The organism is Nonomuraea sp. B1E8, from assembly GCF_039871515.1.
Lineage (GTDB): Bacteria > Actinomycetota > Actinomycetes > Streptosporangiales > Streptosporangiaceae > Nonomuraea.
In genome coordinates this window covers 248,237-274,950 of the sequence record NZ_JBDPLS010000005.1, presented here as the reverse complement: position 1 = coordinate 274,950, position 26,714 = coordinate 248,237, and the positions used below count along the sequence as shown (strand labels likewise).

Genomic DNA, 26,714 nt, shown 5'->3' with positions numbered 1-26,714 from the left:
ACATGACCTCGCTCGGGACGCGGCGGCTCGAAGGGCGGTGCGACCTGTTGATCCTCGGCCTTCTCGATTGCAAATTAATCGATCGCTTGCTTAATATCGAAAGGTACGCCGCCGGCACGCGGTGGCCACGAGGACAGGAGTCCCGTTCATGTCCGAGCTCTCCCACCACCTGCTCGACCGCGAGACCAAGGAACGCCCGCCGGACTACTACGGCCCCAACCTCAGCCCGGTCGGCCTGGAATTCCGGGCGCGGGAACTGGGCACGGGCGTGCACGCGCTCATGGCCACCGTCCCGCCCAAGGACAACAACGGCGTCGTCGCCGGCACGAAGGCGTCGCTGATCATCGACTCCGGCGTGACCCCGGCGGTCGGCGCGCAGGTCCAGCGCGCGGCGAAGGAGGTGACCGGCCGGCCGCTGCGCTACCTGGCCAACACCACCTACCACGGCGACCACACGTTCGGGAACATCGCCTTCCCCGACGACGTGACCGTGATCACCTCGCGGGAGAACCGCGACAACATGCACGACCTGGCCTACGAGAAGGAGATGCGCTCCAAGAACATGTACGGCGCCGAGGCCGAGTTCGACGCCTTCACCACCTGGCGGCTGCCGGACGTCGTCTTCGACACCCACGCCGAGATCGACCTGGGCGGCACCACCGTCGAGCTGCACCGCTTCGGCCCCGGCAACGGCCCCGGCGACACGATCGTCTACGTCCCCTCGGCGCGTACCGCCTGGACCGGCAACTACCTGTGCGCGGCCGGATCGGCGCACATGATGTTGCAGGGCGGACCCGTGCCCTACATCCAGGGGCTGCGCGCGTTGAAGGCGGGCCTGCCCGAGCTGGAGACCATCGTCCCCGGCCACGGCCCGATCGGCGACGGGCCGCAGGCGATCGACGCGCTGCTCGCCTACCTCGAACGCCTCCAGGACGAGGTGAGCACCGCCCACCAGGCGGGCGTCCCGATCGACGAGGTCTACGCCCGCTGCACCGACCCGTGGGCCGGCGGGCTGGACCCGGAGTTCGCGGCCAGGCTCGACGCCTACCCCAGCCCTCCGGCGCCCGCGCACGAGGACTTCCTCGGCCTGTGCCGCCAACTCCACCGCATCTGCGTGATGATGACCTACCGCATCTGCGAGAAGGTCTCCTGACGATGGTCAGGCGAGGTCGGCGAGGTCTTCCTCGGTGAGGGTGATGGCTCGGGCGGCGAGGTTGGCTTCCAGGTGGGCCACCGAGCCGGTGCCGGGGATGGCCAGAATCGCGGGGGACCTGGCCAGGAGCCAGGCGAGGGCGATCTGGTGGACGGTGGCGTTGTGGCGTACGGCGACCTTGGCCACGGCGGGGTGGTCGATCTCGGTCCGCCCGCCCCCGAGGGGGAAGAAGGGGACGAAGGCGATGCCGGCCCGGGCGCAGGTGTCCAGGAGGGCCGCGTCGTCGCGGCCGGCGATGTTGAAGTGGTTCTGGACGGCTGCGACGGGAGCGATCGTACGGGCCTCGGCGAGGTGGTGGGCGTCGACGTTGCTGACGCCCAGGTGGCGGATCAGGCCTTCTTTGCGCAGGGCGGCGAGCGTCTCGAAGCGTTCGGCGAGTGATTCGCCGTGGGGCGTCGCCGTGGTGCCGATGCGGAGGTAGACCAGGTCGAGGCGGTCGAGGCCGAGGCTCCGCAGGTCGGCCTCCACCTGAGGTCGCAGATCGGCGGAGGTACCCTGGCCGAGACCGCCGGGACCGGGGACGGGGCCGACTTTGGTGGCGATGACGAGGTCGTCCGGGTAGGGGGCGAGGGCTTCGCGGATCAGCGTGTTGGCGTGTACGGAGCCGTCCTGGCTGCGGTAGAAGCCGGCGGTGTCGATGTGGTCGACGCCGAGCTCGACGGCGCGGCGCAGGACGGCGCGGGCGGTCCCGGGATCGCGGGCCGGCTCGCCAGGACGGGATTGGGGCAGGCGCATGGCGCCGAAGCCGAGCCGCCCGACCGTCAGGTCGCCGCCGAGCGGGAAGTGGCCGGTCATGTCTCTCCAAGTGGTGTGACGGGGTTCGTCCGGGCAGGCCGGGCCGGCCTCGGCGCGGTTGGCTGGAGCGGATGTGCGCTGCCCTGAGCTGCTCGTACGCGTGGATCGGCCGCGGCGGCGCGCTGGAGCGGCGTCCGGGCCCGGCGGGCCGGCCCGTGACCACCGCTCCACGGGATCCTTGGGGGCGTGCCACACACGATCGCGGGGCTGGAACCCCCGACGAACGTGACCGTCTCCTCGAGCGGCGCGCGGCCCGTACGGACATGGTCGACCGTGACGTCCTCGAAGCCGATGGAGACGCCGCAGAAGAGGATGAGCCCGTCCGGAGGGTGCACAACCTCCGCGACGGTCTCGCGATAGACCGACCAGGCCATCTGCGGGCAACTGTGCAGCCCTTCGGCCCGGAGCAGCAACATGACGGTCTGCAGGTACATGCCGACGTCGGCCCATTGCGGCCGGCCCATGTCGCGGTCGACGTAGCAGAACAGGGCGGCGGGCGCGCCGAAGCAGTCCCAGTTTCCGGCCGCGGCCCGCTGGCGCGCCTCCCAGTCGTCGCGTTCGATCCCGAGCGCGCCGTAGCGTTCGCGGCCGAAGGCGGATCGGCGCTCGCGGTAGGGGGACTTCAGCGCGGGAGGGTACATCTCGTATTCCCGCTCGTCCCAGGGGTCGCCGGCGGCCAGGCGCTCGCCGGCGCGCCTCTTGATCTCGGCCAGTGGCTCGCCGGTCACGACGTAGACGTGCCAGGGCTGGAGGTTCGACCCGGACGGCGCCCAGGCGGCGGCTGACAACACGCGCTTGAGCGCCTCCATCGGGACGGGCTGGTCGGTGAAGCCGCGCACCGCCCGCCGGCTCGTGACCGTTTCGTAGACGTCCATGATCGCCGCTCCTTCGGCTCTCTTGGTTACATCTACGATAGTATCAAACGATATAGTCTCATTCAATACGATCTGGCGGGCGAGCGGGTCTGCTCACGCGCCTCCGGGATAGGCGATCCGGGTCAGCAACTCCTTCAACTGCTCGGCCTCGCCGGGCTCCAGGCCGGCGACCAGCCGCTCGGCCTGGGGCTCCGCCGCCACATGGGCGGCGTCGAACAGCTCGACGCCCTGCGGGGTGATCCCCACCGCCCGCACCCGCCGGTCGCCGGGAACCGCCTTGCGTACGGCCAGCCCCTTGCGCTCCAGGTCGTCCACGACCCGCATGATCCCGGCCTTGTCCGACCCTGTCGCCGCCGCCAGGTCGCGCTGAACCGTGGGCCCCCGGTTCATCAGCACGATCAGCACGGCGAAGTGCCGCAACTCGATGCCGAGCGGCCGGAGCGCCTCCGCCATCACCGTGCCGGCCCGCCAGTGCGCCTGGCGCAGGAGCAGGCCGAGGGCGAAGGGTGAGGTGTCGCCCGGGCGGTCGGTCGCGCGCGGGGTGGAGGCCCTGTCGGGAACGTCGGCGGTCATGGCGACAGGCTACCGAATATCGTTGCGTCTGAAACTTTCTCGGATGAACACGAATCCGGTGAACGCTCAGCCGCCGATGCCTTCCGCGTGCCCGAGCGGGCACGCCGCCGTCACCAGGCTACGGGGCCGAGACGATCGACGAAGATCCCCGTCGGCCCGTCGGGCCCGACGGTCGCGAGCCTGACGATCGAGTCGGTGCCCTCGGTGACGGTCAGCTCGCCGGTGTGACGGTTCATGTCGGTGGCGGCGAACTTGCGGTTGGCGACCTCGCCGGGCGTGGCGACGTTGAACTTGATCTCCGGGAGCGCCTGGGCGTACCGGACGGTGATCATGTTCAGTGCCGCCTTCGACGAGCTGTAGGCGAGCTCGTGCATCTTCGACACGGGCTGCTCCGGGTCGGTCACGACCGCGAAGGAACCGCCGCCGCTGGACACCATCACCACCCGCGGATGCTCCGCCGCCCTCAGCAGGGGGAGGAACGCGTGCGTGACCCTGACCGGCCCGTACACGTTGGTGTCGTAGACGGAATGGATCTCCTCGGCGGTCGCGTCCGCCGGCGCGACGAAACTTCCCGGCGCGCCGGCGTTGTTGATCAGCACGTCCAGCCGGTCGGTGTGCTCGCGGACGAGCCCTACGGCGTCGGCCACCGACGTGTCCGAGGTCACGTCCAGCGGGACCATGACCACGTTCGCGCCACCGGCGGTGAGCTTGCCGGCGGCCTCCCGCCCTCGCCCTTCGTCGCGCGAGCCGAGAAAGACCGTCCAGCCCAGCTCCCCCAGCCGCCGGGCCGCTTCGAAACCGAGTCCCTTGTTGCCTCCGGTGATCAACACCGAGGTCTGTTCCGTATTCGTCATGCCCTCTGAGACGATGTGGCCAGCGCGGCTGTGACACGGGTGAGCGGCCTCATGCTGCGATGTCACAGCTCGGCCGGCCCCCTCGTCTCATGTACGAGGCCCGACGCCGAAGCCGAACACGAAGTGGACTGTGATGACGCAAGAGCAGGAATTCGAGGAGCTGCGACCGCTGCTGTTCTCGATCTCTTACCGGATCCTGGGCAGCGTGACCGAGGCCGAGGACGCCGTCCAGGAGGCCTGGCTGCGCTACGCGACCACCTCGTCGCAGCCGCGATCCACCAAGGCGTTCCTGTCGGCGACGGTCACCAGGATCTCGATCGACGTGCTGCGTTCCGCCCGGGTCCGCCGGGAGGAGTACGTCGGGCCGTGGGTGCCCGAACCGCTGCTCGCCGACCCCTACGACGACCCGGAACGCTCCGCGGAGCTGGCCGACTCGGTGTCGATGGCGGCGCTGCTCCTGCTGGAGCGGCTCAGCCCGCTCGAACGCGCCGTCTTCGTGCTCAGGGACGTGTTCAGGTTCGAGTTCGCGGAGGTGGCCTCGGCGGTGGGCCGTTCCGAGGCGGCCTGCCGGCAGCTCGTGTCGCGGGCACGCCGTCACATGCAGGAGGGGCAGCCCCGGTTCGAGACCGACCGGAGGAAGCGCGAGGAGCTCGCCGGGCGCTTCTTCGACGCGCTCAAGGAAGGGGACATCGACCGGCTGCGCGAGCTGCTGGCCGCCGACGTTCAGCTGGTCAACGACGGCGGCGGCAAGGTCGGTGGCCCGCGCCTCGTCGCCGGCATGGACAAGGTCATCAGGGTGCTGGCCGCCGCCGTGCCGTCGTTCATCACCAAGATCGGCGCCGTGGTGGAGCCGCGCGAGGTCAACGGCCAGCCGGGCGCGATCGTCCGCGACCGCGACGGCAGGATCATCACCGCCTGGGCCCTCGACATCCTCGACGAACGCATCCAGACCATCCGCTCGCTGGTCAACCCGGACAAGCTCGGGCACCTGGGCCCCGTCGCGGACACCGGCGCGATCGTCCGCGAACAGAAGCAGGCCCGCTGGCGACCCACCTGACCTCACGCGTCCGGCGATCCTCAACGTGCTGCCGCCGCGTAGATGAGCCGGCCGTTCCGGTGGAAGGGCACCGGCGTGCCGTTGAGCACGACCTCGGCGGCGTCGGGCGCGGCGATCGCGACGGCCTCTGCCGGATCGACGCTCGCCGTCAATCCGCTGCCGTCGATGCGTACGGTGCCGTCCGCGCCGATCTGCACGGCCAGGTCCTTCACCGGCTCCGGCGACGTGACCAGGATCGCGCCGTCACGTTCGATCGACGTGCCGTCGACCATCACGATCGACTGGCCCGCGGCGCCGGTCTGGGCGTAGAGCAGCTTCCCGTCGAAGGTGTACGACCCGAACGAGCGCGATGCCGGCGTCGTCCATGACTTGTAGTAGATCGCGTCGCCCCGCTCACCGAGCCCCAGGCCGAGCGCCGTCGCCTGGTGCGTCGGGATGGAGCCGACCGGGATGCGCTCCACCGCCACGGAAGGGTCTGCCGCTCCCCGGGACGGCAGCAGGAGGGTGTCGAAGGTCGTCCTGCCCGCGGCCGTCTTGACATAGGACGCGTATTCGGCGTCCTCCACCCGGTACATGGCCGGGGCGTAGGAGCCGTCCCTCAACGAGGCGGAGAGCTTGCCCGGGTCGGCGGGCACGACGCTGATGTTCGCGCCTTCGCCGAAGGCCGTGGTCGCCGCCTTCTGCCCGGACCTGAGTGAGGGGTTCGCCTCCGAAGCGAAGTGCCAGTTCTGCTCGTAGCGGTGCGCCGCGCCGTCCGAGGGCTTCAACCGGTCGGAGACCACCCACAGGCCCGACGGCAGCGACAGGACCGACCGTTCGTGCAGCGCCCCCTTGGAGGCTTCGGTGTGCGCGCCGATCAGGTCGAAGGCAGGGTTGGAGATCCAGTGGGTGATCGACCCGGCGGCCATCGAGTTCTGCGCCTGGTTGTCGATCTCGACGGTGTTGTGCGCCTCCGTGCTCTTCCGCAGCCACTGCGCGCGCGGGTCGGAGCTGTAGTTGAACGTCCCCATGTCGGGCAGCAGCGGCCTGCCGTACGCGTAGGCGGTGACCGCCAGCTCGTCCGCATGGCTGTGGTTGCCCCGATCGGCATTGAGCCGCAGGTAGGAATCCTCGGGGGCCCAGCCGGACCTGGACACCGCCACGCGGGTGTCGGGATACAGCGACGAGGTGTGCCCGGGCTCCCGCCCCGAGGCGCCGGAAGTGCCGACATGGATCAGTTCCTCGTCGCCGAGCAGCTCTCCAAGCCTTCTGAGGGTCGAGCGCAGGTCCTTGGGCTCGCTGTCGCCGTACGCAGGACCGTGGCCGTTCGGCAAGGCCTGGTCCATGAGGAACCGGGCCAGCTTGCGGAGCTTGGCCTTGGTCGCGGTGCTGAACTCCATCCCGTGCTCCCGCATGAACAGGGCGATGTCCACGTACTGGGAGGCGTAGGCGCGGGCATAGCCGTCCGTCGCCTCCCAGTAGCCCCCGTCGGGGTAGGTGGAATCGTCGAGCTGCCCCTCAAGGAAGGCCACCGCGTTGGCGCGCCACTTCGGCGCCCTGAAGAACTCCGGGAAGTACACGGCGGTGTGCAGCAGTGCGACCTTCTGGGTCTGCTTCCAGTTGGGGGCGCCCTGCACGCTCTCCTCGAGGTGCACACCGGATCTGTTCAGTGCCTTGAGGATCTCGGTGTTGGCCTCGGGCGTCAGCGACGGGCTCGTGCGCAGGATCTCGTACGCCGCGATCCAGTTCTGCACGCGGCGCGCCACGGACAGACTGTTCGGGTACGATCCCGCCCCCTCGTCGGAATCGTAGGCGTCGGCGTCCTTGACGAAGTCGGTCATCAGGTCGATGAGCGCCTTCGCGTGCTTCTCGTCACCGGTCTGCTGGTAGGCCACCGCCAGCGGCCCGGCGAAGAAGAAGCGGGGCAGTTGCACCAGATATTCCTTGTCGGCCCCCGCCGGCTGCTTCCAGTCGAAACCTCCCGGGTCGCCCTGCCAGGAGTAGGTGTACTGCACGGTGTTGGACCAGGTGCGGGAGGCCTCGGTGAAGGTGTCGCCGTTGCCGTACAGCATGACGTCCTTCTTCGCGTCGGCCGAGCCGGTCAGCGACAGCTCGGCCTTCGTCACCTTGGGCAGGCCGGCGAGGTCGAACTGCAGGTACGCCTTCCGCGTCGCCGCGCTGAACGGGCCCTTGCCCTGGTCGCTGACCTGCATCAGGTACTTGTCGCCGTACGCGGTGCCGGGGTTGCCCGCCCAGATGTAGGTGTCGTGCGACGGGTGGAGGGTCTTCACCGAGCCGTCGGCCAGCGTCAGGCGCAGCGTGGGCTTGCCCGACCCCTTCGACTTGCTGTTGAAACGCGCGACGACCGCGTCCTTGTACCGGCTCATCAGAAAGAATCCGGTCCTCCCGCCGGTGACGCTGCCCGTCACGTCGGCCGTGACCGTCGTCTCCTCAGGGCCGACCGTCAGCGTCGTGATGTAGGTTTCGCCGGTGTCCAGCGTCCAGATGTGGTCGGGTGTCAGCTCCAGGGCGCCCGGCCAGGCGGTGTGGGAGAAGCGGCCCGCCGACGCGGCCGGACGCGCGCGGTAGTAGTCGAGCAACCTCCGCTTGGCCAGGGCGTAGTCGCCGGCCTTGACAGCGCTCTGCACGCTCTCGAGGCCCGCATGGGCGTAGGAGAACCGCGGCCCCACTTCCCAGGCGCCGTTGCTCCACCTGCCGAAGAACTCCACATCCGAAAGGGAGTCCGCGGTGGCCTGCGGACCCAGCACGAGCAGCGGAGCGGCCAGAGCCAACGCGGCGAAAGTCCTGGTCCGGGATCTGTTGAGAGACACGCCCGCAAGAGTAGGAGCGCCCGGTATAGCGCGAGTATGCCGGTGACCTGCGCCGGGCCCCTTGGTGGTGTCTACGCCTTGCGGACGACCCCGCACCACTGGTCGACCTCGACCGGCAGGCTGCCGTCCCACTCCGGCTCGGGACGCCACCGCGAGCAGGAGACCCAGCCCGGCTCCACCACCTCGTAGCCCTCGAAGAACTCGGCGATCCGCTCGGGGGTGCGCAGCTTCAGCTTCGGCTGGGCGTCGATGTTCCACACGCGCACCGCCTCGGCCGTGGTCTCGCCGTTGACCGCTGTGGTGGTGTTGGCCACCGCCACGTAGCTCCCGGACGGCACCGCGGCCATCAGCTCGTCGATGATCCGCTGCAGCTCGTCGTCGTCGCTGATGAAGTGCATGATGCCCAGCAGCATGATCGCCACCGGCTGGGAAAAGTCCAGCGTCTTGGCCGCTTCGCGCAGGATGTAGGACGGGTCATGCGCGTCGGCGTCGATGTAGGAGGTGGCGCCCTCCTCCGAACTGGTCAACAGGGCTCGCGCGTGGACCAGCACCAGCGGATCGTTGTCGACGTACACGACCCGCGTCTCGGGAGCGATCTGCTGCGCGACCTCGTGCGTGTTGTCCTGGGTGGGCAGCCCGGTGCCGATGTCGAGGAACTGCCGGATGCCCGCCTCGGCGGTCAGGTAGCGTACGGCCCGCCCCAGGAACAGCCGGTCGGCCTGGGCGAGCTCGACCACCACCGGGAAGATCTTCTTGACCCGGTCACCGACCTCCCGGTCGACGGGAAAATGATCTTTGCCGCCCAACCAGTAGTTCCAGATCCGTGCCGTGTGGGGCACGTGCGGCTGGAGTTTGTGTTCACTCAGGCTCTCGTCAGCCATGATCAATCCTTCTACGGGGCAGAAAATGCCAGGCGTCCAGTCTAGGCGGACTTATCGATCTCCATCCCGTATGTGAGCCCCGGAACCGATGTCAGGGCCGCACCGCGCAGGCGGGCGCGCCCGGGCCGCGCACCTATCCTTTGGATCGCTGTGACAAACCGTCATCGAGGCGAGGGTCGTACGATGCCGGGCGCGACTGGTCCAACAAGACCGTGCCGCGCCAGCAGGCCAGGGCTTACTACTGTAAGACGGAGCGTCTTACAGTAGGTGCATGGCTGACACCATCACCATCCGCAGCGACTCGGAGACCGAGCACGCGCTGGATGTCCTCACCCGTGACGGCAGCTCACGCTCGGCGGCCATCCGCAAAGCCGTGCTGGAAGCCGCCCTCCGTAAGGAGCGTGCTGCCGCTATGCGTCGCGCTGTCCTGCGTATGCCGCTCGGCGAGCCGGACGGCATCGACATCGCCGCGGAGATCGCCCGCAGCCGTGAGGACGACCGCTGATGATCTATCTCGACTCGGCCGCCGTCGTGAAACTGGTCCACGCCGAGGCCGAGTCGCAGGCATTGCGCGACTGGCTCGACGAACGGGCGGAGGCCGGATGGACGAGTTCGGTTCTGCTGGAGATCGAGTCATCGCGGGCCCTGGCACGCTACGCCCCTGAAGCCGTCACCCGGCTTCACCTGGTCCTCGACCTGATCGAGTTGGTGGAACTGGACGCCGGCATTCGCATCCTGGCCCAAACGGTGAGACCGGTGACCGTACGGAGCCTCGACGCTGTCCACCTGGCGACTGCTCTCCGCATCCGCTCCCAGCTCACTTCATTCGTGACGTACGACAAACGACTGGCCGATGCTGCCCAGACAGCCGGACTGGCCATCGACATGCCTGCCTGAGGCATCTCTTTGCCGCCGGGATCTCCTGGCAGGGCTGCTGGCCGCCGATGCACCTCGCGCGAGCACGCAACCTGGGTCTTGCCGGTGGGCCGCCGTCACAGGACTTCCGTGCGATCGGGTGAAACCTTCTTGGGAACCCTCCCGGGCTGGGCGCCGCACTGCGTGCCTCCGGCCCGCTGGACCCGCCGCAGACCGCCTCCGCCCGCGTGCTCGCGGTGAACAGTGCTCGCCGGCCGCCTGGCCTGGTGACCGCCCAACCGCCGTCGGGGCGTTGGACGACGCCGCTGGCGCCGTACACGTTCCCAATTGCGGAGCGAAACGCTCCGGGATAGTGTGGCGCTCTATCGGAGCGATTCGCTCCGATAGACGCGAGTCAGGACCGAAGGGAATGGCGACTCATGATCGATGTTGCGATCATCATTGGCAGCACACGTCCGGGGCGTAATGGGGAGGCGGTGGCCCGCTGGATCCACGATCTCGCCGCAGAACGCGACGACGCCCGGTTCGAACTCGTGGACCTCAAGGACTTCGGCCTGCCGCACCTGGATGAGGCGATGCCGCCCGCGATGGGCCGCCGCGACCTTCCCCACACCAGGAAGTGGGCCGACAAAGTCGCTTCCTTCGATGCGTACGTGTTCGTCACGCCCGAGTACAACCACTCGATCTCCGGCGCGTTGAAGGACGCCATCGACTTCCTCTACGGCGAGTGGCACAACAAGGCGGCCGGATTCGTCGGTTACGGGAGCGTGGGCGGCACGCGGGCGGTGGAGCACCTGCGCCTGATCATGGGCGAGCTGAAGGTGGCGGGCGTGGGTTCTCAGGTCGCGCTGTTCCTGGGCAGCGACTTCGAGAACTTCAGCACGTTCAAGCCGGCGGCTCACCGGGTGCACGCCGCCACCGCCATGCTCGATGAGGTCGTCGCCTGGGGCGGCGCGCTGAAGGCGCTGCGCGACGGCACGACGCCGGCACGGACCTGACGGGCGGCGCCACCGCGGACGGTCATCTCGTCCGGTCGAGCGGCTGATCGATCTCGTCGCGCGGGAGGCGGGCGAGCGTGACGACCAGTACGGCGACCACCATGGGGACGATGCCCGCCACCAGGAAGATCCACTGGTTTCCCCAGGCGGCCGCCGCCGGCCCGGCCAGGGCCATCGACAGGGGAGCCGTGCTGAGGGAGACGAAGAAGTCGAGGCTGGAGACCCGGCCGAGCATGGCGGGCGGCACCCGGCGTTGCAGGAGCGTCCCCCAGACGACCATTGCGGCGGAGGTCAGGGCGCCGTGGACGAAAAGCGCGGCCATCATGACCCACAGCCGGTCGGTCGACCCGAGAGCGAGGAGCGGAAGGCAGCCCGCGGCCCAGGCCAGCAGCATGACCGACAGATAGCGGCGGGGGAGGGGCAGCGCGGACATCGCGAGCGAGCCGGCCACCCCGCCGATGCCTCGGCAGGCGAGGGCGAGAGCGAACTCCTGCGGCCCGCCCATTCCCTGGTCGCGGACGACGAACGGCAGCAGGACCTGGACAGGCCCGTTGGTGACCAGGACGAACGTGACGGCGAACGCGAGCGTCGCGATCAGCCACGGAGTCGAGAGAAGGTAGGCGAACCCGGCGCCGAGGTCGCCCACCGCCGACCGGACGTGACCACCTGCGCGCGCCAGGCGGGAGCGCGTCCCCGGCCCGGGTTCGGTGGCCGGGTGTGTCTCGGGTTCGGTGGTCGTGCGCGTCTCCGGTCCGCGTACGGTCGTCGTGCGCGGCTCGAAACGGCGTATGCCGATCGCGCACGCCGCGGCGAGGAGATGCGCGCCGGCGATTCCCGCCAGGGCCATGCTCGGCGCGAAGAGGCTGATCAGCGCGCTGGCGGCGGCGGGCCCGACGGCGTGCATCAGCGTCGGTCTCAACATGCTCTCGATCCCGTTGGCCGCGAGCAGGTCGTCCTCGGCGACCGCGACGGGGACGAGCGCCGAGTAGGCGGGATAGAAGAATCCGTCCGCGATCCCGAGGACCGCGGCGACCGCGACGAGCTGTGCCGGGGTGAGCAGGCCCATGGAGCCGGTGACCGCGGCCGAGCCGATGGCCACCGCCTTGGCGATCTGGGCGATCAGGATGATGCGCCGCCGGGACGCCCGGTCGGCGACGACGCCTCCCAGCAGGGCCGTACCGACCAGTCCGATGCCGCTCGCGGCGGCGATCAGGGAGAGCTCGGACGGGCCCGCCCCTATCGCGATCACCTGCCACGCCACCGTGACCGCCCACATGCCGCTGCCGGCCAGGCTCAGGGCGAGCGATGTCGAGAGGAGCCGGTAGTGACCCGTGCGGAACGGCCGGAGGGGCCGGGGCAGCCGGCCGCGCCGGGGCGCCGGCTCGTTGTCCTCGATGTCGGATGTGCTCGTGGTCATGGCGCCTCCTCAGTTGCGGAGTGATTCGCTCCGCAACGAACCATAAACGCGGAGCGGAGCACTCCGCAAATGGGTAGACTGCCGCCATGACACGTTCGCGTTCATGGCGCAGCGAGGAGGTCGCCAGAAACGACCGGGCGTTGCTGAGGGCGGCCCGCGAGGTGCTGGCGGCGGACGGCGCCCACGCGTCGGTGGCGGCGATCGCGGCCCGGGCGGGCGTCGGAGTGGGCTCGCTCTACCGGCGCTACCGAACGAAACAGGAGCTGTTCCAGCGGTTGTGCCTGATCGCCCTCCGGGAATACCTCGACGCGGCGAACGAGGGCCTGGCCATGGACGATCCGTGGGAGGGCCTGATCCACTACGCGATGGCGTCCATCCGGTCGGGCCCGGGTTCGCTGGCGCCGGTGGCCGGCACCTTCGACGTCACCGATGAGATGACCGAGCTGGCGGAGCGGGGCGATCACGCGGTGGCCGAGCTCGTCGCACGCGCCCACAGGGCAGGGGTGCTCCGCGCCGGGGTGACCGCGGTCGACCTCGAACTGCTCATCGAACAACTCTCGAAGTCCCCCCTGCAGGAGCAACTGCAGCGCCAGGGCCGGACCGAGCTGTACGACGCCGCGCTGAACGCGCGAGAGCGCATCATCACCATCGCGCTCGACGGCCTGCGGGCCGCGCCAGCGGGGGTGTTGCCGGGCCAGGCCCCTGGTTACGAGCTGTTCACCATGAGGTGGGCGCCGCAGGAGGGCGGGGCTGCTGAGTGAGGGCGCGGAGCGGGCGTACCGCCCTGCTCCTCGATGCTCTCCAGCACGTGGTCGTCGGTCTCCGGCACCTTGGCGCGGGCCGCGGGCGGCCGGGATGGCGCAGCAGGCAGGTGTTGGGCCACAACCACCAGACCGCGTGCTCGGTGACCGTCGTGCCGAGGCGATTACTAGGGTGGGTGGGCATGAAGCTGACTGAGCGTTTCGACTGGCAGGGACGGCAGATCGCCTGGGGGCGGGCGGGATCCGGCCCCGCCGTGGTGTTCTGCCATGGCACACCGTTCTCATCGCTTGTGTGGCGGCCCTTCGCCGAGGCGCTGAGCCGCGACTTCACCGTTCACCTGTGGGACATGCCGGGCTACGGCCAGTCGTCGAAACATGCCGGGCATCCGGTCGACTTCGGCGTGCAGGCCGAGGCCTTCGCGGCCCTGCTCGGGCACTGGGGCCTCGACCGGCCACACGTGATCGCCCACGATTTCGGCGGCGCCGTCTCGCTGCGCGCCCACCTGAACGGGGGCGCTCGTTACGCCTCGCTCATGCTCGTCGACGTCGTCGCCATCCCGCCCGCCGGTTCGCCGTTCTTCACGTACGTCGGAGAGCACCCCGACCTGCTCGGCCGGCTGCCGGCCTACATCCACGACGCCGTCGTGCGCGCCTACATCCAGGGCGCCAGCCACCGCGGCCTGCGCGAGGCCGATCTCGACCAGCTCGTCGAACCCTGGACCGGGCAGGACGGCCAGCCGGCCTTCTACCGGCAGATCGCCGGCTACGACGAACGTTTCCTCGAAGAGAACGAGCGTGAGCTGGGCCGCATCGACATCCCCGTACGCATCCTGTGGGGCGCCCAGGACACCTGGCTCTCCAGCGACATCGGCCACCGGCTGCGGGCCCTGATCCCCGGCGCCGACCTGACGTTGATCGACGGCGCCGGCCACCTGATGCAGTACGACGCGCCCATCCCGCTGATGGACCAGATCCGCACCTGGCTGCCCCCGGGCGCCTGACCGGGCCACGCCAAGTCAGGCCGGAGCACGCACGCCCGTCAGTTCACCAGGCCCCTGCGGTAGGCGTACACCACCGCCTGCACGCGGTCGCGCAGGTCGAGCTTGGTGAGGATGCGCGACACGTACGTCTTGACGGTCTCCTGGCTGATCACCAATGACGCGGCGATCTCGCTGTTGGACAGGCCGTCGGCGATGAGGCGCAGGACTTCCAGCTCGCGTGGGGTCAGCGCGGGTTCGTCCGGTGAGCTCTCGGCGGGGCGGATCCGCGCCGCGTACCTGCCGACGAGTTGCCGGGTGACCTCGGGGGCCAGCAGCGCGGCTCCCGAGGCGACGGTGCGGATGCCGTGCAGCAGCTGCTGGGGTGGGGCGTCCTTGAGCAGGAACCCGCTGGCCCCGGCGCGCAGGGCCTCGTACACGTACTCGTCCAGGTTGAACGTCGTCACCACGAGCACCTTGACGGGCTGCGTCACCCCGGCGCCGGCCAGCCGGCGGGTCGCCTCGATGCCGTCGAGCACCGGCATCCGCACGTCCATCACGACGATGTCGGGGTTCACCTGGCGGGTGAGCTCGATCGCGGCGCGGCCGTCCCCGCATTCGCCCACCACCTCGAGGTCGGGCTGCGCATCGATGATCGTCGAGAACCCGGTGCGGATCAGCGCCTGGTCGTCGCAGACCAGGACCCTGACCGGCGCGGTCACGACGGGCTCCCCGCGGGGACGCGGGCCCGTACGAGGAAGCCGCCGTCCGGCCGCGGGCCCGCGCTGAACTCGCCGCCCAGGGCGTCGACGCGGTCGCGGAGCCCGGCCAGGCCGCGCCCGCTCCCGCCGGGGGAGCGGGTGGCCGTCCCGGAACCGTCGGTGCTGATTTCCACGCTGATCTCCTTCTCGGCATGGCGCACGCGGACTTCGGTGCGGCTGCCGTGGGCGTACTTGAGTGCGTTGGTCAGAGCTTCCTGCACGACCCGGTAGGCCACGAACTCGGCGCTGCCCGCCGACTCCGGCGGCGTGCCCTCCTCGTCGAAGTCGACCGGCTGCCCGGCCTGCCTGGTCTGCTCGATGAGGCCGTGGAGGTCGCCCGCGGACGGTGTCCTGCCGTCGGTGTCGTGGTCGGGGTTGAGCAGGTCGAGCAGGTGCCGCAGGTCGGCGATGGCCCGGCGGCCGGTGTCGGTGACGGCGCTCAGGGTCGCGTCGAGGCGTTCGGGTGCGGCGGTCAGGTAGCGTGCGGCCTCGGCCTGCACGACCATCGCCGTCACGTGGTGGGTCACGACGTCGTGGAGCTCGCGGGCGATGCGGGTGCGTTCGGCGGCGCGGGTGGCCGCGGCGACGTGGCGGCGCCGTTCGGCCTCGGCGGCGCGGGCGGAACGCAGCCAGGACCCGATGCCCCAGGCGAGGACCAGCACCACGTAGAGCAGCACGATGTCCGCCAGCGGCTCGCCCGAGCCGAGCTGGTCGAGCGCGACGATGAGCGGCACGAACGCGACGGACAGGAGGACCGCGGTGGCGCGGCGGTGGCGCTCAAGATGGGCGCCCACGCTGACGAGCGCGATCGGCAGGGCGGTGCCCGCCATCGCGTGGACGCCGAGGAGCTGGTCGAGGGAGAAGCCGAGCGACACCAGGACGATGCAGACGCCCGGCCACCGGCGGCGCACGGTGAGCGGGAGGCACTCCAGCGCGACCACCAGGACGGCCGGCGCGTCGTAGTCGCGGGTCGGCAGGACCCCGATCTGGGTTCCGTGGCCCTGGAACTCCGGCAGGAGCGAGCCGACGAACAGCAGCAGCGCCAACGGAAAATCCCGGAGCGTGACGTCGCACCGCCGCCACAGGTCCGCGATCCGCCGGAGATGGATCATCGGGGAAGCCTAGCGCTCGTCTCGGCCCTGGTGCTGTGCCGGATCGGGATGGGGCGGCGGTCGCAGGCGGCCACGGGCTGCTTCAACGGTCGCATGGCGACTCCTTCACGAGCTTGCGCGACCGGAGCGCCGCGGCTGTGCGCAGAACGTTAGAGATCCGGCGGCCTGGAGTCGTCCCCGCCCGGTGGACACTCCCGGGTAGCTCGCACGGGGGACAGGTGTCGCCGCTGCGGGCTTGTCCCCCGCGCGAGCTACCGGCGAATGTCCACCGGGCGGGGACGCTTCGGGACCCGCCCGATCCGTAGCGTTACCGACGTAGCCGCGGCGCTCCAAGCCGCTCCCCCTACTCGCTTCCCCGGAGGACGTCATGTTCGGTATCAAGGCATCCGTTGTCGCCGCCCTGTGCACCACCGTGATCGGCGCGGGAGTCGTCACCTGCGGAGGCGCGATGGCGCAGGACTGGGACCCCTTCGCCGCCGTGGAGCGGCAGATCAAGGCCGACCTGATTTCCGGGACCAGGAAGATCAAGGTCGCCGGCAAGAGGGTGAACGTGTCCTGCTCGGGTGAGGCGGCCGACGGCAAGCCGGTCATCGTGCTGATGCACGGCGGCGGCGACGACCTGACCAAGATGGCCGCCCTGCAGAAGACACTCAGCGCGAAGAACCGGGTCTGCTCCTACGACCGGCTCGGCGCGGGCGCCAGCGACAAGCCGCAGGGCCGGCAGGACTTCGCGAGCACCGGCAGGATCCTCACCGGCGTGCTCGACCAGATCGCGGGCGAGCGCCCGGTCGTGCTGGCCGGCCACTCGCTCGGCGGGCTCATCGCCGCCCGCTACGCCCCCGGCCACCGGGACCGCGTCAAGGGCCTGGTGCTCCTGGACGCCACCCCCTCCACCATGGGCGCCGACATCGCCCGGGTGATCCCCAAGTCGGCCAAGGGCCCGGCGGCCCAGGTGCGCGCCCAGCAACTCGCCATCTTCGCCGGCCAGAACCCCGAGAAGCTCGTCGTCGCCGACGGCGAGGTCCGTTCCGCCGGCAAGATCCCGGTCGAGGTGATCAGGCACGGCCGGCCGTACCTGGCGGCCATCCCCACCTACGGCAAGCGCCTGGAGAAGGCGTGGAGCGCCGGCCAGCGCAGGTGGCTCGCCATCTCCAGCAAGAGCAGGCTGAGCACGGCCGCCAAGAGCGGCCACTACATCTACACCGACCAGCCCGGCGTCGCCGTCAAGGCCATCGAGCGCGTCGCCAAGCGGGCCGCATGAGCCTCCTGGGCGACCGCCCGCAGGCCGGCCGTCACCAGTACGCCTCCCGCGGCTGGCTGCGGTCCTCGGTCGCGACCAGGACGTCGAGCAGGAGCTCCTGCAACCCGGCCCGGGTCACCGCGTGGGCCGGGCCGTCCCACAGGTTGTCCAGCTCCGCCGGGTCGGCCTCCAGGTCGTACAGCTCGCCGGAGCGGGCCCGGGTCGTGGACGGCGCGCCATGGTAGACGACGAGCTTCCAGCGGTCGTGCCTGAGCATCGTGGTGTGCACGGGCTCGTCGTACGGGTGGCCGCTGTTGCGGTATTCGCACAGCGCCCAGTCCCTGACCGGCGCGTCCCGCTCGCCGCGGGCCAGCGGCAGGAGGTCGAGTCCCTGCCCGCGGGGGAGCGGCGGTGCGCCCGCGGCGGCGAGGAACGTCGGCGCCAGGTCGATCCACTGGACCAGCTCGGCCCGGCGCGCACCGGCGGGCAACCCGGCCGGCCAGCGCATGACGAGCGGGACCCGGACGGCGCACTCGTACATCATCGGGCCCTTCAACATGAGCCGGTGGTCGCCGAGCATCTCGCCGTGGTCGCTGGTGAAGACGACCAGGGTGTCCTCGGCCAGGCCCTCCTCGTCGAGGGCGGCGAGGATCCTGCCGACCTCGTCGTCGACGAGGCTCACCATCGCGTAGTAGTTGACCCTGACGTCGTGCAGCTCGGACTCGGTGTATTCGGTGTAGCCGCGGGCGTGGCCGGCGTAGGAGCGGTGCGAGGCCTCGGTCAGCACGGGCGGCTTGCCGGCCAGCTCGTCGTCACGGGTGACCGGGCCGCGCAGGGCCTTGCCGCGGTAACGGTCGACGTACTCCTGCGGAGCGCCGAACGCGTGGTGCGGGTCGAAGAAGTTGGCCACGAAGAAGAACGGCTTGTCCGCGTCGCGCGAGCGCCGCAGGTAGTCGATGGTCTCGTCGCCGATCCACCGGCTGTAGTGGAACTCCGTCGGGAGCGTGTCGAAGCCGGTCCCTGATCCGGCCCGGGCGGCGGCCTCGTACAGGTCCGGCCGCACGGCCCGCAGCCACCGGTGGTAGGCGTTCTCCGACGATCCGGGGTAGGGGTCGTGCGCCCACCGGAACACGCGGAAACCGTCGTCCAGCCGCGGTTCGAGACGGCCGCCGAAGCACGCGCCGCCGATGTGGAACTTCCCGGCCAGGCCGCAGTCGTAGCCGTGGTCGGCCAGGGCGCGCGAGAACAGGCGCTCGTGCGCGGGCAGCCCGACGCCGTTCGCCCAGGCGCCGTGCGCGTGGACGTAGCGGCCCGACATCAGGCTGGCGCGGGACGGGCCACAGACCGGCGACTGCACGTAGCAGTTGTCGAACAGCACACCCTGCTCCGCCAGCCGGTCGAGGTTGGGCGTGTCGATCTCGTCGTTGCCGTAGGCGCCCATCGCGTCGAAGCGCTGCTGGTCGGTGCAGATGAGCAGGATGTTCGGTCGGTTCATGGCTCTCATTCGGGGGTGGGCGCGTCAGGACTTCACGGCCCCGGCGATGCCTTCGACGAAGTAACGCTGGAGCGCGAGGAAGACGAGGAGCAGCGGGACCAGCGAGATGGTGCCCGCGGCGGCCAGGCCGGACCAGTCGGTGGAGTTGGTGCCGCGGAAGGCGAGCATGCCCACCGAGAGCGTACGAAGGTCCGGGCGGCTGAAGGTGAACACCAGCGGCAGGAAGAAGTTGTTCCATGCCGCCAGGAACGTCATGACGCCCACCGTCGCGGTGACCGGCCCGGCGAGCGGCAGCATGACCCGGAAGAACGTGCGCAGGAACCCGGCGCCGTCCATGATCGCCGCCTCTTCGAGCTCGCGCGGGACGCGGCTGAAATAGCCGGCGTACAGCAGGACGGCGGCGACGTGGCCGGTGCCCGCGAGGGCGAGGACGATGCCGGTGCGGGAGTTCAGCAGCCCCATGAGGTCGCTGAGCTCGACCACCGGGATGATGGTCAGCCCGTGCGGCGCGAACAGCGTCGCGACCAGCACGGCGACGACCGCGCGCTTGCCGATGAACGACCTGCGGGCGATGACGTAGCCGGCCAGGGCGCAGCGCAGCACGACCAGCGCGACCGTCCCCAGGGTGATGACCACGCTGTTCACGGTGTAGAGCCCGAAGTCGGCGTCCCGCCAGGCACGTACGTAGTTCTCGAAGTGGAACGTGTCGGGGATCAGGCCGAGCCCTCCGGAGAAGACGCCCAGCGAGTCCTTCAGTGAGGCGGAGACGATCCAGAGCAGCGGATAGATCCACACTGCGCAGATGACGGCGAGCAGGATCGCCTGTGCCCAGATCCCGAGACGGCGGCGGGTGGCCCGGCGGCCACGGGGGGCGCTCACTGGCTGCTCCTCACGCGGTTGGCGTAGCGGATGCCGGCGGCCTGGAGCGCGGCGAAGGCGAGCGTGACGAGCCCGAACAGCACGCCGAGCGCCGCCCCGTAGCCGAGCCGGGGCGTGGAGGTGGCGAAGGCCTGCTGGTAGATGTAGACCTCCGTGGCGAGGGTGGAGAAGAACGGCCCGCCGTTGGTCATGGTCAGCACCAGGTCGAAGATCTGCATGGTCTCGATGGCCGTGAGGAGAAGGATGATGATGAGGAAGGGCCTGAGCAGCGGAAGCGTCACGTGGCGCAGCGCCGCCCAGCTCCCTGCGCCGTCCGTCCTGGCGGCCTCATAGACCGTGGTGGGGATCGTCTGGAGCGCGGCGAGCCAGTAGACGAGCGTGATGCCGAACCACTTCCACATGTGGACGCCCATCACCGTCCACAGGGAGGACGCGGGGTCGCCGAGGAAGTCGACCGGCTGGTCGACGATCCCGAGGTCGAGCAGCAGCTGGTTCACCGGGCCGCCGGCGGGGTCGAAGACGAACCCCATCACCACCCCGATGATCGCCGTCGTCGTCACAGCGGGCACGAACAGGGCCGTCCTGAACAGTTTGGCGAGCGGCAGCCTCGGGTTGTTGAGGACGAGCGCGATCAGCAGGCTCAGCCCGACCCGCAGCGGCACGGTCACCGCGATGATCGTCAGCGTGATGCCGAGCGACTTCCAGAACAGCGGGTCGCCGAACGCCTCACGGTAGTTGTCCAGGCCGACGAACGGCCGCTCGGCGCCCAGCCCGTTCCAGTCGAGCATCGAGTAGTACAGGCTGGAGATGATCGGCCAGACCGTGTACGCGCCGAACAACAGCAGGGTGGGCAGCAGGAAGGCGTAGGCCCACCGCTCCGACCAGATCCTGGCGGCGAGCCCCCGGCGGCGGGCCGGGGCCTGTCGTGTCACGCTGCTCATGACGTCCGGTACATCTCCGCCGTGTAGTCCTCGCCCGGCCGCCAGTTCGGGAACTTCCAGTCGTCCACGCTCACCTTCACGCCCTTCTTGGAGACGACCTGCGTGGCGCGCTCCCGCTCGGCGGCGAGCTTGCCGGTGTGCTCGCGCAGGGTCTTGCGAATGTCGGTGAGCTCGCCGCTGAGGATGCCCTGGGTGATCTCGCCGAGCGTGGGCCGCGGCTCCTTCATCTCGGTCAGCACCTGCGCGACGGCGGGGTTGCGGACGATGGGGCTGGGCGCGAGCCGTACGGCCTGGCCGAACAGCTCGACCGCCCGCTTGTACGTGGGGTGCACGTCCGCCGCCGCCACGGCCTCCAGGTCGAGAGGCACCTGGTCCATGTACGTGGCGAGCGCCTTGTGGAACTCGGGGCCGGTGAAGCGGGCGAGCAGCTCGGAGGCCGCCTCCACGTGCTCGGACTGGCTGGACACGAACAGCTGGCCAGGGGCGGGAGCGCCGTAGAGGACCGGCCTGCCGCCCGGCGACGGGACGGGGCCGACCCCGACCTTGCCGAGGAACTGCTGGAACTGCCCGTTGACGACGCCGATGTTCCATGACCCGTCGAAGAACATGCCCGCCACCCCGGTCGCCCACCTCGCCCGGGCGGTTCTGGCGTCCAGCGAGGTCGACGCGGGGAACACGACCTTGTCGCGGACCAGGGACAGCAGAAATTCCAGTGTCTCGACGAACGGGTCGCCCGCGTAGGCGTAGTCGCCGGTGCGCGGGTCCACCAGGCCCTTCTCATCCGCCCCAGGGGTCATGGCGAGCGGGGCGCCGGCGGACATCGCCAGCTCGATCACGTGGGTCTGCAGCCGTTCGTGGAACTGCAGGCCCTGGATCCAGCCGTAGGCCTGCCCGCCGCCGTCCTTGGTGATCCGCGCGGCGAGGGAGCGGAACTCGTCCCAGGTCGCCGGGCCGTTGTCGGGGTCGCCGCCGGCCTTCTCGACCAGCTCGCGGTTGAACCAGTTGAGCGTGGCGTACTGCCGGGCGGTGAAGAAGGGGAAGGTGTAGAGCTTGCCGTCGAAGACGTGCAGCCCTTCGAGCAGGGTGTCGGCGGGGAACTTGGCGCGGATCGTGTCCTGTCCCGCCAGCGGCGCGAACCAGCCGCTCGCGACGAGGGACGCCTCGGACGATCCGAGGCCGGCGATCGTGTGCACGTCGGCGATCTGGTCGCTCTTGAACGCCAGTTGCAGCGCCTGGCCCATCTCGTTCGGGTTGTACACCTCGTGCTCCACCCGGACGCCCGGGTTGGCCTTGCCGTACTCGGCGAAGATGCGCTCGTTCAGCGGTTTCAGCGGCTGGAAGTGATCCCACCAGCGCAGTACGCCGCCTCCGGCCGCCGTGGCGGCCTCCTGCTCCGAGCTGCGGGTGCACCCGGCGACGCCGAAGGCGCCTGCGAGAGCGGCACCGGACAGCCCGAGGAATCGCCGACGGCCGAACGTCGTCATGGAGGTCCTCTCCTTCCCGCCGGGACCGATGCGGGAGCGATGAACAAACGGGGCAAGCGCGTCCACACCGTTAGGCGAACGTTCGCCTATGCTGTGTCACCCCGCCTGCCTCCGTCAACCCCCCAACACCAGCCGTCCAGATCTGGCGATGTGGCAGAATTGCGCTGTCCGGCAGTGGTGCCTCACCGCCACATGCGAACGTTCGCCTTCCGGAGGTGACCCCTCGTGGCCTCGCTCAGGGACGTCGCCGCGCGTGCCAACGTGAGCTTCCAGACGGTGAGCAAGGTGCTCAACGGCAAGGGCGCCGTCGCCCCCGCCACCCGGCAACGCATCATCGAGGCCGCCGAGGAGATCGGCTACGTCCCCAACGCGCTGGCCCGCAGCCTGCAGTCACGCAGCTCCCTGACCCTTGGCGTGATCACCGTCGACTTCAGCAACGCGACCCCGGCGCTGTCCCTCGTCGGCGTCGAGCGCGAAGCGCGCAAGCACGGCCTCAGCGTGATCCTCAGCAGTCTCGAGCCGGACGGCTCCGACTGCGTGCGTTACCTGCGCGTGCTGATGGAGCGCCGGGTCGACGGCATCATCATGAACGCGCCGGCCACCGAGGAGGACGAGGAGGTCGGGCGGCTGCTGCGCGCCGGGCCTCCCGCCGTCAGCCTGCACGACATCGCCGGCGGCGGCGTCCCGACCGTCACCCCCGAGCCCGCGGGCACCGCGGCGCTCCCGATCCGCCACCTGCTCTCGCTCGGCCACCGCCGGATCGCCATGGTGACCGGCCTCCAGCAGCGGCACAGCGCGCGGCAGCGCACCGCCGTCTACCGCGAGGTGCTGGCCGAGCACGGCCTGCCCTACGACCCCCTCCTCGTCGAGGACGGCGCATGGGAGGTCGAGGGCGGCTACGCCGCCACCCACCGGCTGCTCGACCGGGCCCGCGGCATCACCGCGATCTACGTCCAGAACGACCTCATGGCGGTCGGCGTGCTCAACGCGCTGCACGAGCGCGGGCTCTCCGTCCCCGGCGACTGCTCGGTCGTCGGCTGTGACGACCATCCGGTAGCCGCCAGGACCATCCCGCCGCTGACGACCGTCCACATGCCGTTCTCCGACGCGGGGGCGGCCGCCGTCCGGCTGCTCCTCGAACGCATCGCGTCCACGTCGCCGCAGGACGTCGTCCTGCCCGTGTCCATGGTCTACCGCGCGTCCACCGCCACCGCACCCGCCGGAGCATGAAGCACCGGTTCCAGCGGAAACCGCCCGTTCCGGCCGGTGCCGGGGCAGAATCTGATCATGTCTCTTATGCTCGGTGCCACCGCGGTCCTGGCCCTGCACTGGCAGGTCAACGTGATCAAACCCGAAGGTTTCTTCGGCGGGATGCTCGCCGAGCCCGTCGAGCGCAGCGGCGTCGTCGGCCGGGCCGCGGCGTTCCACGACGCGGCCATGGCGCGCGCCGTTCCGCTCGTCTTCACCCGCTTCACGGTGCCCGAGGACGAAGGCGCCCTCGTCCGCAACACCCCGTTCATGCGGTCGGTCGGCGACGCGCAGACCGCGTTCCGGCCCGACGCCACCGGGACGCGGATCATCCAGGAAATGACCGCGCAGGCCGGTCAGGGCACCGTCGTGGACAACCAGCGGCTCTCCGGGCTGGCGGGCAACGGCCTGCCCGAGAGGCTGACCGCACGCGGCATCACCACGCTCCTGATCACCGGGGTGGCCACCAACCTCACCGTCGAGCAGACCGCCCGGCACGGCACCGACCTCGGCTTCACCGTGCACGTGATCACCGACTGCGTCGCCGCGGCCGACGACGACGCCCACCGTGCCTCCCTGGCCAACCTGGCCCTGGCCACCGCGGGCGGCCTGGCCGCCGAAGAGGCCCTCGCCCGGCTCACCTGACGCTCGACGCCGGCCCGGGTCACTCGGCTTCGATGCTCCGCTGTGGCCGCGGGGTCAGCAGCTCGCCGAACCCCATGCGGTGCACGAAACCCTCGCGCGTGCCGCGGGCGACCTCGTTGACCGCGTCCACGCCGGACTCGGTGTAGTCGACGACGCTGCGGAACGGCTTGGCGCCGTGCGGCAGGGCCAGGATCCGGGTGATCTCCTCGGCGACCCCGACCGGGCTCGGGTCGACTCCGGGGACGAACAACGCGGAGGTCACCTCCTCGTTGCGCGCCACCATCGGGTCGAGCTCGGCGTAGGCGGCCGCGACCGTCGCGTCGCCGGCTCGGGTGGCGTTGGGGAAGTGCTGGGTGCCCTTGGTGATCGCGCCGGGCATGACGATGCAGGTCTCGATGCCGAACGGGTTCGCCTCGTACGACGTGGCCACCGCCAGGGTGTCGAACGCCGCCTTGGACGCCGCGTACGGGCCGAGGAAGGGCGGCGTGGTGACGATGATGGTGCTGCCGACGTACAGCAGGGTGCCGCCGCCGCGGCCGCGCAGATGCGGCAAGGCCGCCCGGTTCACCCGGTGGGCGCCGATGACGTTGATGTCGAACAGCCGGGTGACGTCCTCGGCGGTGAACGCCTCGGTGTAGCCGACGTACAGGTGGCCCGCGTTCTGGATCACGACGTCGAAGTCGCCGCCGCCGCGCAGCACGGTGGCCACCGCCGCGTCGGCCGACTCCTGCGAGGTGACGTCGAGCTCGATGACGCGCAGGGCGCCGTCGTACTCGGCGGTGACGTCGAGCAGTTCACGGCGGTGGACGTCGTTCCGCCCGTACGGATCGAGCATGCTGGCCCACACGGTGTGCCCGGCCCGGGTGAGCGCCTGGGCGGTGAGGTTGCCGATGCCGGTGGCGGCCCCGGTGATGAGGACGGTGGACATGGTGGGTCTCCGTTCTTGGGATGGGTGGACCGGTTCGGCTCTCCGGGGTGGAGGGCCTGGAGTCGGGTGGACCGGTTCGGCTCTAGTTGAAGGGGTGCGCCGGTTCGGCTCTTGGGTGAAGGGTCAGGATCCGGGGCGGACCAGTTCGACGCGCAGGATGCGGTCGTCGCCCGGCCGGGGGTCGGTGCCGCCCCACGTCGCCTCGTCGGTGTTGGAGGTCGTGATCCACAAGGCGCCGTCGGGCGCCGGTTCGACCGTGCGGATCCGTCCGTGGCTCTGGACGAAGTAGGCGACGGGATCGCCGTCCGCTCGGGGCCCGTCCACGGGCAGGCGCCAGAGCCGCTGCCCGCCGAGCGCGCCCATCCACACGGCTCCGCCCGCGACGGCGATGCCGGACGGCGAGGCGTCGTCGGGGTGAAGGGTGAAGATCGGGCGTTCGCCGTGGGAGCCGTCCCGGCCTTCCGACTCGGGCCAGCCGTAGTCGCGTCCGGGGCGCAGCACGTTCAGCTCGTCCCAGGTGCGGTGGCCGAGTTCGGAGGCGTACGCGGTGCCGTCGGGGCCGAACGCGATGCCCTGCACGTTGCGGTGGCCGCTGGAGTAGATGACGGTGCCCGAGGGGTTGTCCGGCGGTACGGACCCGTCGGGCCGCACGCGCAGGATCTTGCCGTTCAGCGAGTCGTCGTCGGCCGCGTTCTCGGGGGTGAAGGCGTCGCCGGTGCCGATCCACAGGTTGCCGTCGGGGCCGAAGCGCAGCCGCCCGCCGTGGTGGCGGTCGGCGGTCTCGATGCCTTCGAGGATCACCCGGTCCTGGCGCAGGGAGCGCAGGTCGGGGGCGAGGCGCAGCGTGACGACGCGGTTGGTGGGCGAGGCGGAGACGTAGGCGTACACGGTGCGGTCCTCGTCGAAGGACGGCGAGAGCGCCAGCCCGAGGAGGCCGCCCTCGGAGCTGACCTCGACGCCGGGGACCGTACCGATCGGCACGGGGTCCTGGCCCTGCCGGACGTGCAGGATCCGGCCCGAGGCCCGTTCGGACACCAGGGCGGAGCCGTCCGGGAGGAACGCCAGCCCCCACGGCATGGCCAGGCCACGGGCGATCTCGGTGACCTCTCCGGGGACCAGCCCGCGCGTGACCGAAGCCGTGGTGCTCTGTGCTGCGCCGGACTCCGGAGCGGTGCTCGCCTGCGGGGCGCCGGACTCCGGTGCGGCGCAGCCGGGCAGTACGGCCAGGGCGCAGAGCAGGGCGGTGACGGTGGCACCGGTACGTGGGATGCGGAGCATGACTGATATGTCCTTCATGTCGGTCAGGCGCACCGGACCGGGGACGGCGCTCCGCCCCCGGCCCGGGCGGCTACGTGGCGAACCGGTGCTGCAACTGCTGGCAGGTGAAGCCCGCGACGGCCCCCAGAGCGGTGCCGGCGATCAGCGTGAGCAGCCCCGGGAGCGTGTGCTCGGGCTCCGCGGCGAAGAAGGTGACCAGCCCCACGAACCAGGCGAGCATGTTGTTGACGACGGGCGTCGTACGCAGGCCGACGGCCACGGAGGCCAGCACGAGCACTCCGAGCGGCAGCGCCGCCGCGCCGAGGAAGGGTGCGGTCAGCCCGACGATCGTGTGACCCACGACGGCGAGCGCCATGCCGAGCCACAGGCAGATGACGGCGTGGATGCCGAGGCGGACCGAGGTCGGCCGGGTGAACCACGCCACCCAGCCCGCGAACATGACCCAGGCCTCCAGGCCCAGGGCCGTGCTGGTGTAGGCGGCCGTCGCCGCCACCACGGCCGCGATGGCGGTGTAGGCGACGAAACGGCCGGTCTGGGGCCGGTCCACGGCGTGCATGGCGGTGGTGGTGTGCGTCTCCATGATCGTCCCTTTCTGGTGTGGCTGGGTGGGGAAGGG

At 70.5% G+C, this 26,714-nt stretch carries 26 protein-coding genes; 10 read left to right on the top strand and 16 right to left on the bottom strand.

The annotated features are described in order from the left end of the window. The first annotated feature begins 148 nt into the window (after positions 1–148). A complete protein-coding gene (locus ABGA98_RS19285) occupies positions 149–1,153 on the top strand; it encodes an MBL fold metallo-hydrolase (protein ID WP_347619710.1) in 1,005 nt (334 codons plus the stop codon). 6 nt (positions 1,154–1,159) lie between these two features. On the opposite strand, the gene ABGA98_RS19280 is transcribed toward ABGA98_RS19285, so the two are convergent. The 4 genes from ABGA98_RS19280 to ABGA98_RS19265 all read right to left on the bottom strand — a co-directional run bounded on the left by ABGA98_RS19280 (position 1,160) and on the right by ABGA98_RS19265 (position 4,310). Beyond that, positions 1,160–2,008 (bottom strand): oxidoreductase, encoded by an 849-nt coding sequence (locus ABGA98_RS19280; protein ID WP_347619709.1) that lies wholly within the window; start codon positions 2,006–2,008, stop codon positions 1,160–1,162. Continuing rightward, positions 2,005–2,883 carry a nitroreductase gene (locus ABGA98_RS19275; RefSeq protein ID WP_347619708.1) on the bottom strand — a complete coding sequence of 293 codons (879 nt, stop codon included), beginning with the start codon at positions 2,881–2,883 and terminating at the stop codon, positions 2,005–2,007. Before ABGA98_RS19275 ends, ABGA98_RS19280 begins: the two co-directional genes overlap by 4 nt. 93 nt (positions 2,884–2,976) lie before the next feature. Then, a complete protein-coding gene (locus tag ABGA98_RS19270; protein ID WP_347619707.1) occupies positions 2,977–3,456 on the bottom strand; it encodes a MarR family winged helix-turn-helix transcriptional regulator in 480 nt (159 codons plus the stop codon). 110 nt (positions 3,457–3,566) lie between these two features. Next, positions 3,567–4,310 carry an SDR family oxidoreductase gene (locus ABGA98_RS19265; protein WP_347619706.1) on the bottom strand — a complete coding sequence of 248 codons (744 nt, stop codon included), beginning with the start codon at positions 4,308–4,310 and terminating at the stop codon, positions 3,567–3,569. A 133-nt stretch (positions 4,311–4,443) separates the two neighbouring features. On the opposite strand from ABGA98_RS19265, the gene ABGA98_RS19260 reads away from it, so the two are divergent. Next, on the top strand, positions 4,444–5,367 hold the full coding sequence (locus tag ABGA98_RS19260) for an RNA polymerase sigma-70 factor (RefSeq protein ID WP_347619705.1): 924 nt from the start codon (positions 4,444–4,446) through the stop codon (positions 5,365–5,367). Between the two features lie 20 nt (positions 5,368–5,387). Here the strand turns inward: ABGA98_RS19260 and ABGA98_RS19255 are convergent, their stop codons facing one another. Further along, a complete protein-coding gene (locus tag ABGA98_RS19255; RefSeq protein WP_347619704.1) occupies positions 5,388–8,177 on the bottom strand; it encodes a heparinase II/III family protein in 2,790 nt (929 codons plus the stop codon). A 71-nt stretch (positions 8,178–8,248) separates the two neighbouring features. Beyond that, complete coding sequence (locus ABGA98_RS19250; RefSeq protein WP_347619703.1) at positions 8,249–9,058, bottom strand: SAM-dependent methyltransferase; 810 nt, start codon at positions 9,056–9,058, stop codon at positions 8,249–8,251. 271 nt (positions 9,059–9,329) lie between these two features. Between ABGA98_RS19250 and ABGA98_RS19245 the strand changes: the two genes are divergently transcribed. The 3 genes from ABGA98_RS19245 to ABGA98_RS19235 all read left to right on the top strand — a co-directional run bounded on the left by ABGA98_RS19245 (position 9,330) and on the right by ABGA98_RS19235 (position 10,932). Then, on the top strand, positions 9,330–9,563 hold the full coding sequence (locus ABGA98_RS19245) for a hypothetical protein (protein ID WP_347619702.1): 234 nt from the start codon (positions 9,330–9,332) through the stop codon (positions 9,561–9,563). Then, a complete protein-coding gene (locus ABGA98_RS19240; RefSeq protein ID WP_347619701.1) occupies positions 9,563–9,955 on the top strand; it encodes a type II toxin-antitoxin system VapC family toxin in 393 nt (130 codons plus the stop codon). Before ABGA98_RS19245 ends, ABGA98_RS19240 begins: the two co-directional genes overlap by 1 nt. 398 nt (positions 9,956–10,353) lie before the next feature. After that, positions 10,354–10,932: an NAD(P)H-dependent oxidoreductase gene (locus ABGA98_RS19235; RefSeq protein ID WP_347619700.1), complete on the top strand. Its 579-nt coding sequence runs from the start codon at positions 10,354–10,356 to the stop codon at positions 10,930–10,932. 22 nt (positions 10,933–10,954) lie between these two features. Here the strand turns inward: ABGA98_RS19235 and ABGA98_RS19230 are convergent, their stop codons facing one another. Then, positions 10,955–12,349, bottom strand: coding sequence for an MFS transporter (locus ABGA98_RS19230; RefSeq protein WP_347619699.1), 1,395 nt, complete (start codon positions 12,347–12,349; stop codon positions 10,955–10,957). 86 nt (positions 12,350–12,435) lie between these two features. On the opposite strand from ABGA98_RS19230, the gene ABGA98_RS19225 reads away from it, so the two are divergent. Next, positions 12,436–13,110, top strand: coding sequence for a TetR family transcriptional regulator (locus tag ABGA98_RS19225; protein WP_347619698.1), 675 nt, complete (start codon positions 12,436–12,438; stop codon positions 13,108–13,110). Positions 13,111–13,292: 182 nt separating this feature from the next. Continuing rightward, positions 13,293–14,111 carry an alpha/beta hydrolase gene (locus tag ABGA98_RS19220; RefSeq protein WP_347619697.1) on the top strand — a complete coding sequence of 273 codons (819 nt, stop codon included), beginning with the start codon at positions 13,293–13,295 and terminating at the stop codon, positions 14,109–14,111. Positions 14,112–14,149: 38 nt separating this feature from the next. Here the strand turns inward: ABGA98_RS19220 and ABGA98_RS19215 are convergent, their stop codons facing one another. Both ABGA98_RS19215 and ABGA98_RS19210 read right to left on the bottom strand, forming a co-directional pair. Beyond that, the gene (locus ABGA98_RS19215; protein ID WP_347619696.1) at positions 14,150–14,809 is read right to left on the bottom strand and encodes a response regulator transcription factor; all 660 of its coding nucleotides are present in this window, start codon (positions 14,807–14,809) and stop codon (positions 14,150–14,152) included. Continuing rightward, positions 14,806–15,960, bottom strand: coding sequence for a histidine kinase (locus ABGA98_RS19210; RefSeq protein WP_347619695.1), 1,155 nt, complete (start codon positions 15,958–15,960; stop codon positions 14,806–14,808). The genes ABGA98_RS19215 and ABGA98_RS19210 overlap by 4 nt, the downstream gene beginning before the upstream one ends. A 367-nt stretch (positions 15,961–16,327) precedes the next feature. Here ABGA98_RS19210 and ABGA98_RS19205 point away from each other — a divergent pair, with 367 nt between their 5' ends. Further along, entirely contained in the window at positions 16,328–17,221 is an 894-nt protein-coding gene (locus ABGA98_RS19205; protein WP_347619694.1) for an alpha/beta hydrolase, read from the top strand. 31 nt (positions 17,222–17,252) lie between these two features. Here the strand turns inward: ABGA98_RS19205 and ABGA98_RS19200 are convergent, their stop codons facing one another. The 4 genes from ABGA98_RS19200 to ABGA98_RS19185 are packed head-to-tail and all read right to left on the bottom strand — an operon-like array spanning position 17,253 to position 21,999. After that, a complete protein-coding gene (locus tag ABGA98_RS19200) occupies positions 17,253–18,695 on the bottom strand; it encodes a sulfatase-like hydrolase/transferase (protein WP_347619693.1) in 1,443 nt (480 codons plus the stop codon). Positions 18,696–18,719: 24 nt separating this feature from the next. Beyond that, positions 18,720–19,574 carry a carbohydrate ABC transporter permease gene (locus ABGA98_RS19195; protein ID WP_347619692.1) on the bottom strand — a complete coding sequence of 285 codons (855 nt, stop codon included), beginning with the start codon at positions 19,572–19,574 and terminating at the stop codon, positions 18,720–18,722. Beyond that, entirely contained in the window at positions 19,571–20,506 is a 936-nt protein-coding gene (locus tag ABGA98_RS19190) for a sugar ABC transporter permease (RefSeq protein WP_347619691.1), read from the bottom strand. The genes ABGA98_RS19195 and ABGA98_RS19190 overlap by 4 nt, the downstream gene beginning before the upstream one ends. Positions 20,507–20,511: 5 nt before the next feature. Then, positions 20,512–21,999: an extracellular solute-binding protein gene (locus tag ABGA98_RS19185; protein ID WP_347619690.1), complete on the bottom strand. Its 1,488-nt coding sequence runs from the start codon at positions 21,997–21,999 to the stop codon at positions 20,512–20,514. 225 nt (positions 22,000–22,224) lie between these two features. Here ABGA98_RS19185 and ABGA98_RS19180 point away from each other — a divergent pair, with 225 nt between their 5' ends. Further along, the gene (locus tag ABGA98_RS19180) at positions 22,225–23,229 is read left to right on the top strand and encodes a LacI family DNA-binding transcriptional regulator (RefSeq protein ID WP_347619689.1); all 1,005 of its coding nucleotides are present in this window, start codon (positions 22,225–22,227) and stop codon (positions 23,227–23,229) included. Positions 23,230–23,286: 57 nt separating this feature from the next. After that, positions 23,287–23,892, top strand: coding sequence for a cysteine hydrolase (locus ABGA98_RS19175; RefSeq protein WP_347619688.1), 606 nt, complete (start codon positions 23,287–23,289; stop codon positions 23,890–23,892). Between the two features lie 19 nt (positions 23,893–23,911). Here the strand turns inward: ABGA98_RS19175 and ABGA98_RS19170 are convergent, their stop codons facing one another. The 3 genes from ABGA98_RS19170 to ABGA98_RS19160 form a co-directional block, all read right to left on the bottom strand. Next, on the bottom strand, positions 23,912–24,820 hold the full coding sequence (locus tag ABGA98_RS19170; RefSeq protein WP_347619687.1) for an SDR family NAD(P)-dependent oxidoreductase: 909 nt from the start codon (positions 24,818–24,820) through the stop codon (positions 23,912–23,914). Positions 24,821–24,943: 123 nt separating this feature from the next. Next, entirely contained in the window at positions 24,944–26,098 is a 1,155-nt protein-coding gene (locus ABGA98_RS19165; RefSeq protein WP_347619686.1) for a PQQ-dependent sugar dehydrogenase, read from the bottom strand. A 70-nt stretch (positions 26,099–26,168) separates the two neighbouring features. Beyond that, complete coding sequence (locus tag ABGA98_RS19160; protein WP_347619685.1) at positions 26,169–26,678, bottom strand: DUF1097 domain-containing protein; 510 nt, start codon at positions 26,676–26,678, stop codon at positions 26,169–26,171. Between the last annotated feature and the right edge of the window lie 36 nt (positions 26,679–26,714).

Bases quoted from the DNA above. Each gene is read 5' to 3' on its own strand.
- ABGA98_RS19285 (WP_347619710.1), top strand. From the start codon at position 149: ATGTCCGAGCTCTCCCACCACCTGCTCGACCGCGAGACCAAGGAACGC.
- ABGA98_RS19280 (WP_347619709.1), bottom strand. From the start codon at position 2,008: ATGACCGGCCACTTCCCGCTCGGCGGCGACCTGACGGTCGGGCGGCTC.
- ABGA98_RS19275 (WP_347619708.1), bottom strand. From the start codon at position 2,883: ATGGACGTCTACGAAACGGTCACGAGCCGGCGGGCGGTGCGCGGCTTC.
- ABGA98_RS19270 (WP_347619707.1), bottom strand. From the start codon at position 3,456: ATGACCGCCGACGTTCCCGACAGGGCCTCCACCCCGCGCGCGACCGAC.
- ABGA98_RS19265 (WP_347619706.1), bottom strand. From the start codon at position 4,310: ATGACGAATACGGAACAGACCTCGGTGTTGATCACCGGAGGCAACAAG.
- ABGA98_RS19260 (WP_347619705.1), top strand. From the start codon at position 4,444: ATGACGCAAGAGCAGGAATTCGAGGAGCTGCGACCGCTGCTGTTCTCG.
- ABGA98_RS19250 (WP_347619703.1), bottom strand. From the start codon at position 9,058: ATGGCTGACGAGAGCCTGAGTGAACACAAACTCCAGCCGCACGTGCCC.
- ABGA98_RS19245 (WP_347619702.1), top strand. From the start codon at position 9,330: ATGGCTGACACCATCACCATCCGCAGCGACTCGGAGACCGAGCACGCG.
- ABGA98_RS19240 (WP_347619701.1), top strand. From the start codon at position 9,563: ATGATCTATCTCGACTCGGCCGCCGTCGTGAAACTGGTCCACGCCGAG.
- ABGA98_RS19235 (WP_347619700.1), top strand. From the start codon at position 10,354: ATGATCGATGTTGCGATCATCATTGGCAGCACACGTCCGGGGCGTAAT.
- ABGA98_RS19230 (WP_347619699.1), bottom strand. From the start codon at position 12,349: ATGACCACGAGCACATCCGACATCGAGGACAACGAGCCGGCGCCCCGG.
- ABGA98_RS19225 (WP_347619698.1), top strand. From the start codon at position 12,436: ATGACACGTTCGCGTTCATGGCGCAGCGAGGAGGTCGCCAGAAACGAC.
- ABGA98_RS19220 (WP_347619697.1), top strand. From the start codon at position 13,293: ATGAAGCTGACTGAGCGTTTCGACTGGCAGGGACGGCAGATCGCCTGG.
- ABGA98_RS19210 (WP_347619695.1), bottom strand. From the start codon at position 15,960: ATGATCCATCTCCGGCGGATCGCGGACCTGTGGCGGCGGTGCGACGTC.
- ABGA98_RS19205 (WP_347619694.1), top strand. From the start codon at position 16,328: ATGTTCGGTATCAAGGCATCCGTTGTCGCCGCCCTGTGCACCACCGTG.
- ABGA98_RS19200 (WP_347619693.1), bottom strand. From the start codon at position 18,695: ATGAACCGACCGAACATCCTGCTCATCTGCACCGACCAGCAGCGCTTC.
- ABGA98_RS19185 (WP_347619690.1), bottom strand. From the start codon at position 21,999: ATGACGACGTTCGGCCGTCGGCGATTCCTCGGGCTGTCCGGTGCCGCT.
- ABGA98_RS19175 (WP_347619688.1), top strand. From the start codon at position 23,287: ATGTCTCTTATGCTCGGTGCCACCGCGGTCCTGGCCCTGCACTGGCAG.
- ABGA98_RS19170 (WP_347619687.1), bottom strand. From the start codon at position 24,820: ATGTCCACCGTCCTCATCACCGGGGCCGCCACCGGCATCGGCAACCTC.
- ABGA98_RS19165 (WP_347619686.1), bottom strand. From the start codon at position 26,098: ATGCTCCGCATCCCACGTACCGGTGCCACCGTCACCGCCCTGCTCTGC.
- ABGA98_RS19160 (WP_347619685.1), bottom strand. From the start codon at position 26,678: ATGGAGACGCACACCACCACCGCCATGCACGCCGTGGACCGGCCCCAG.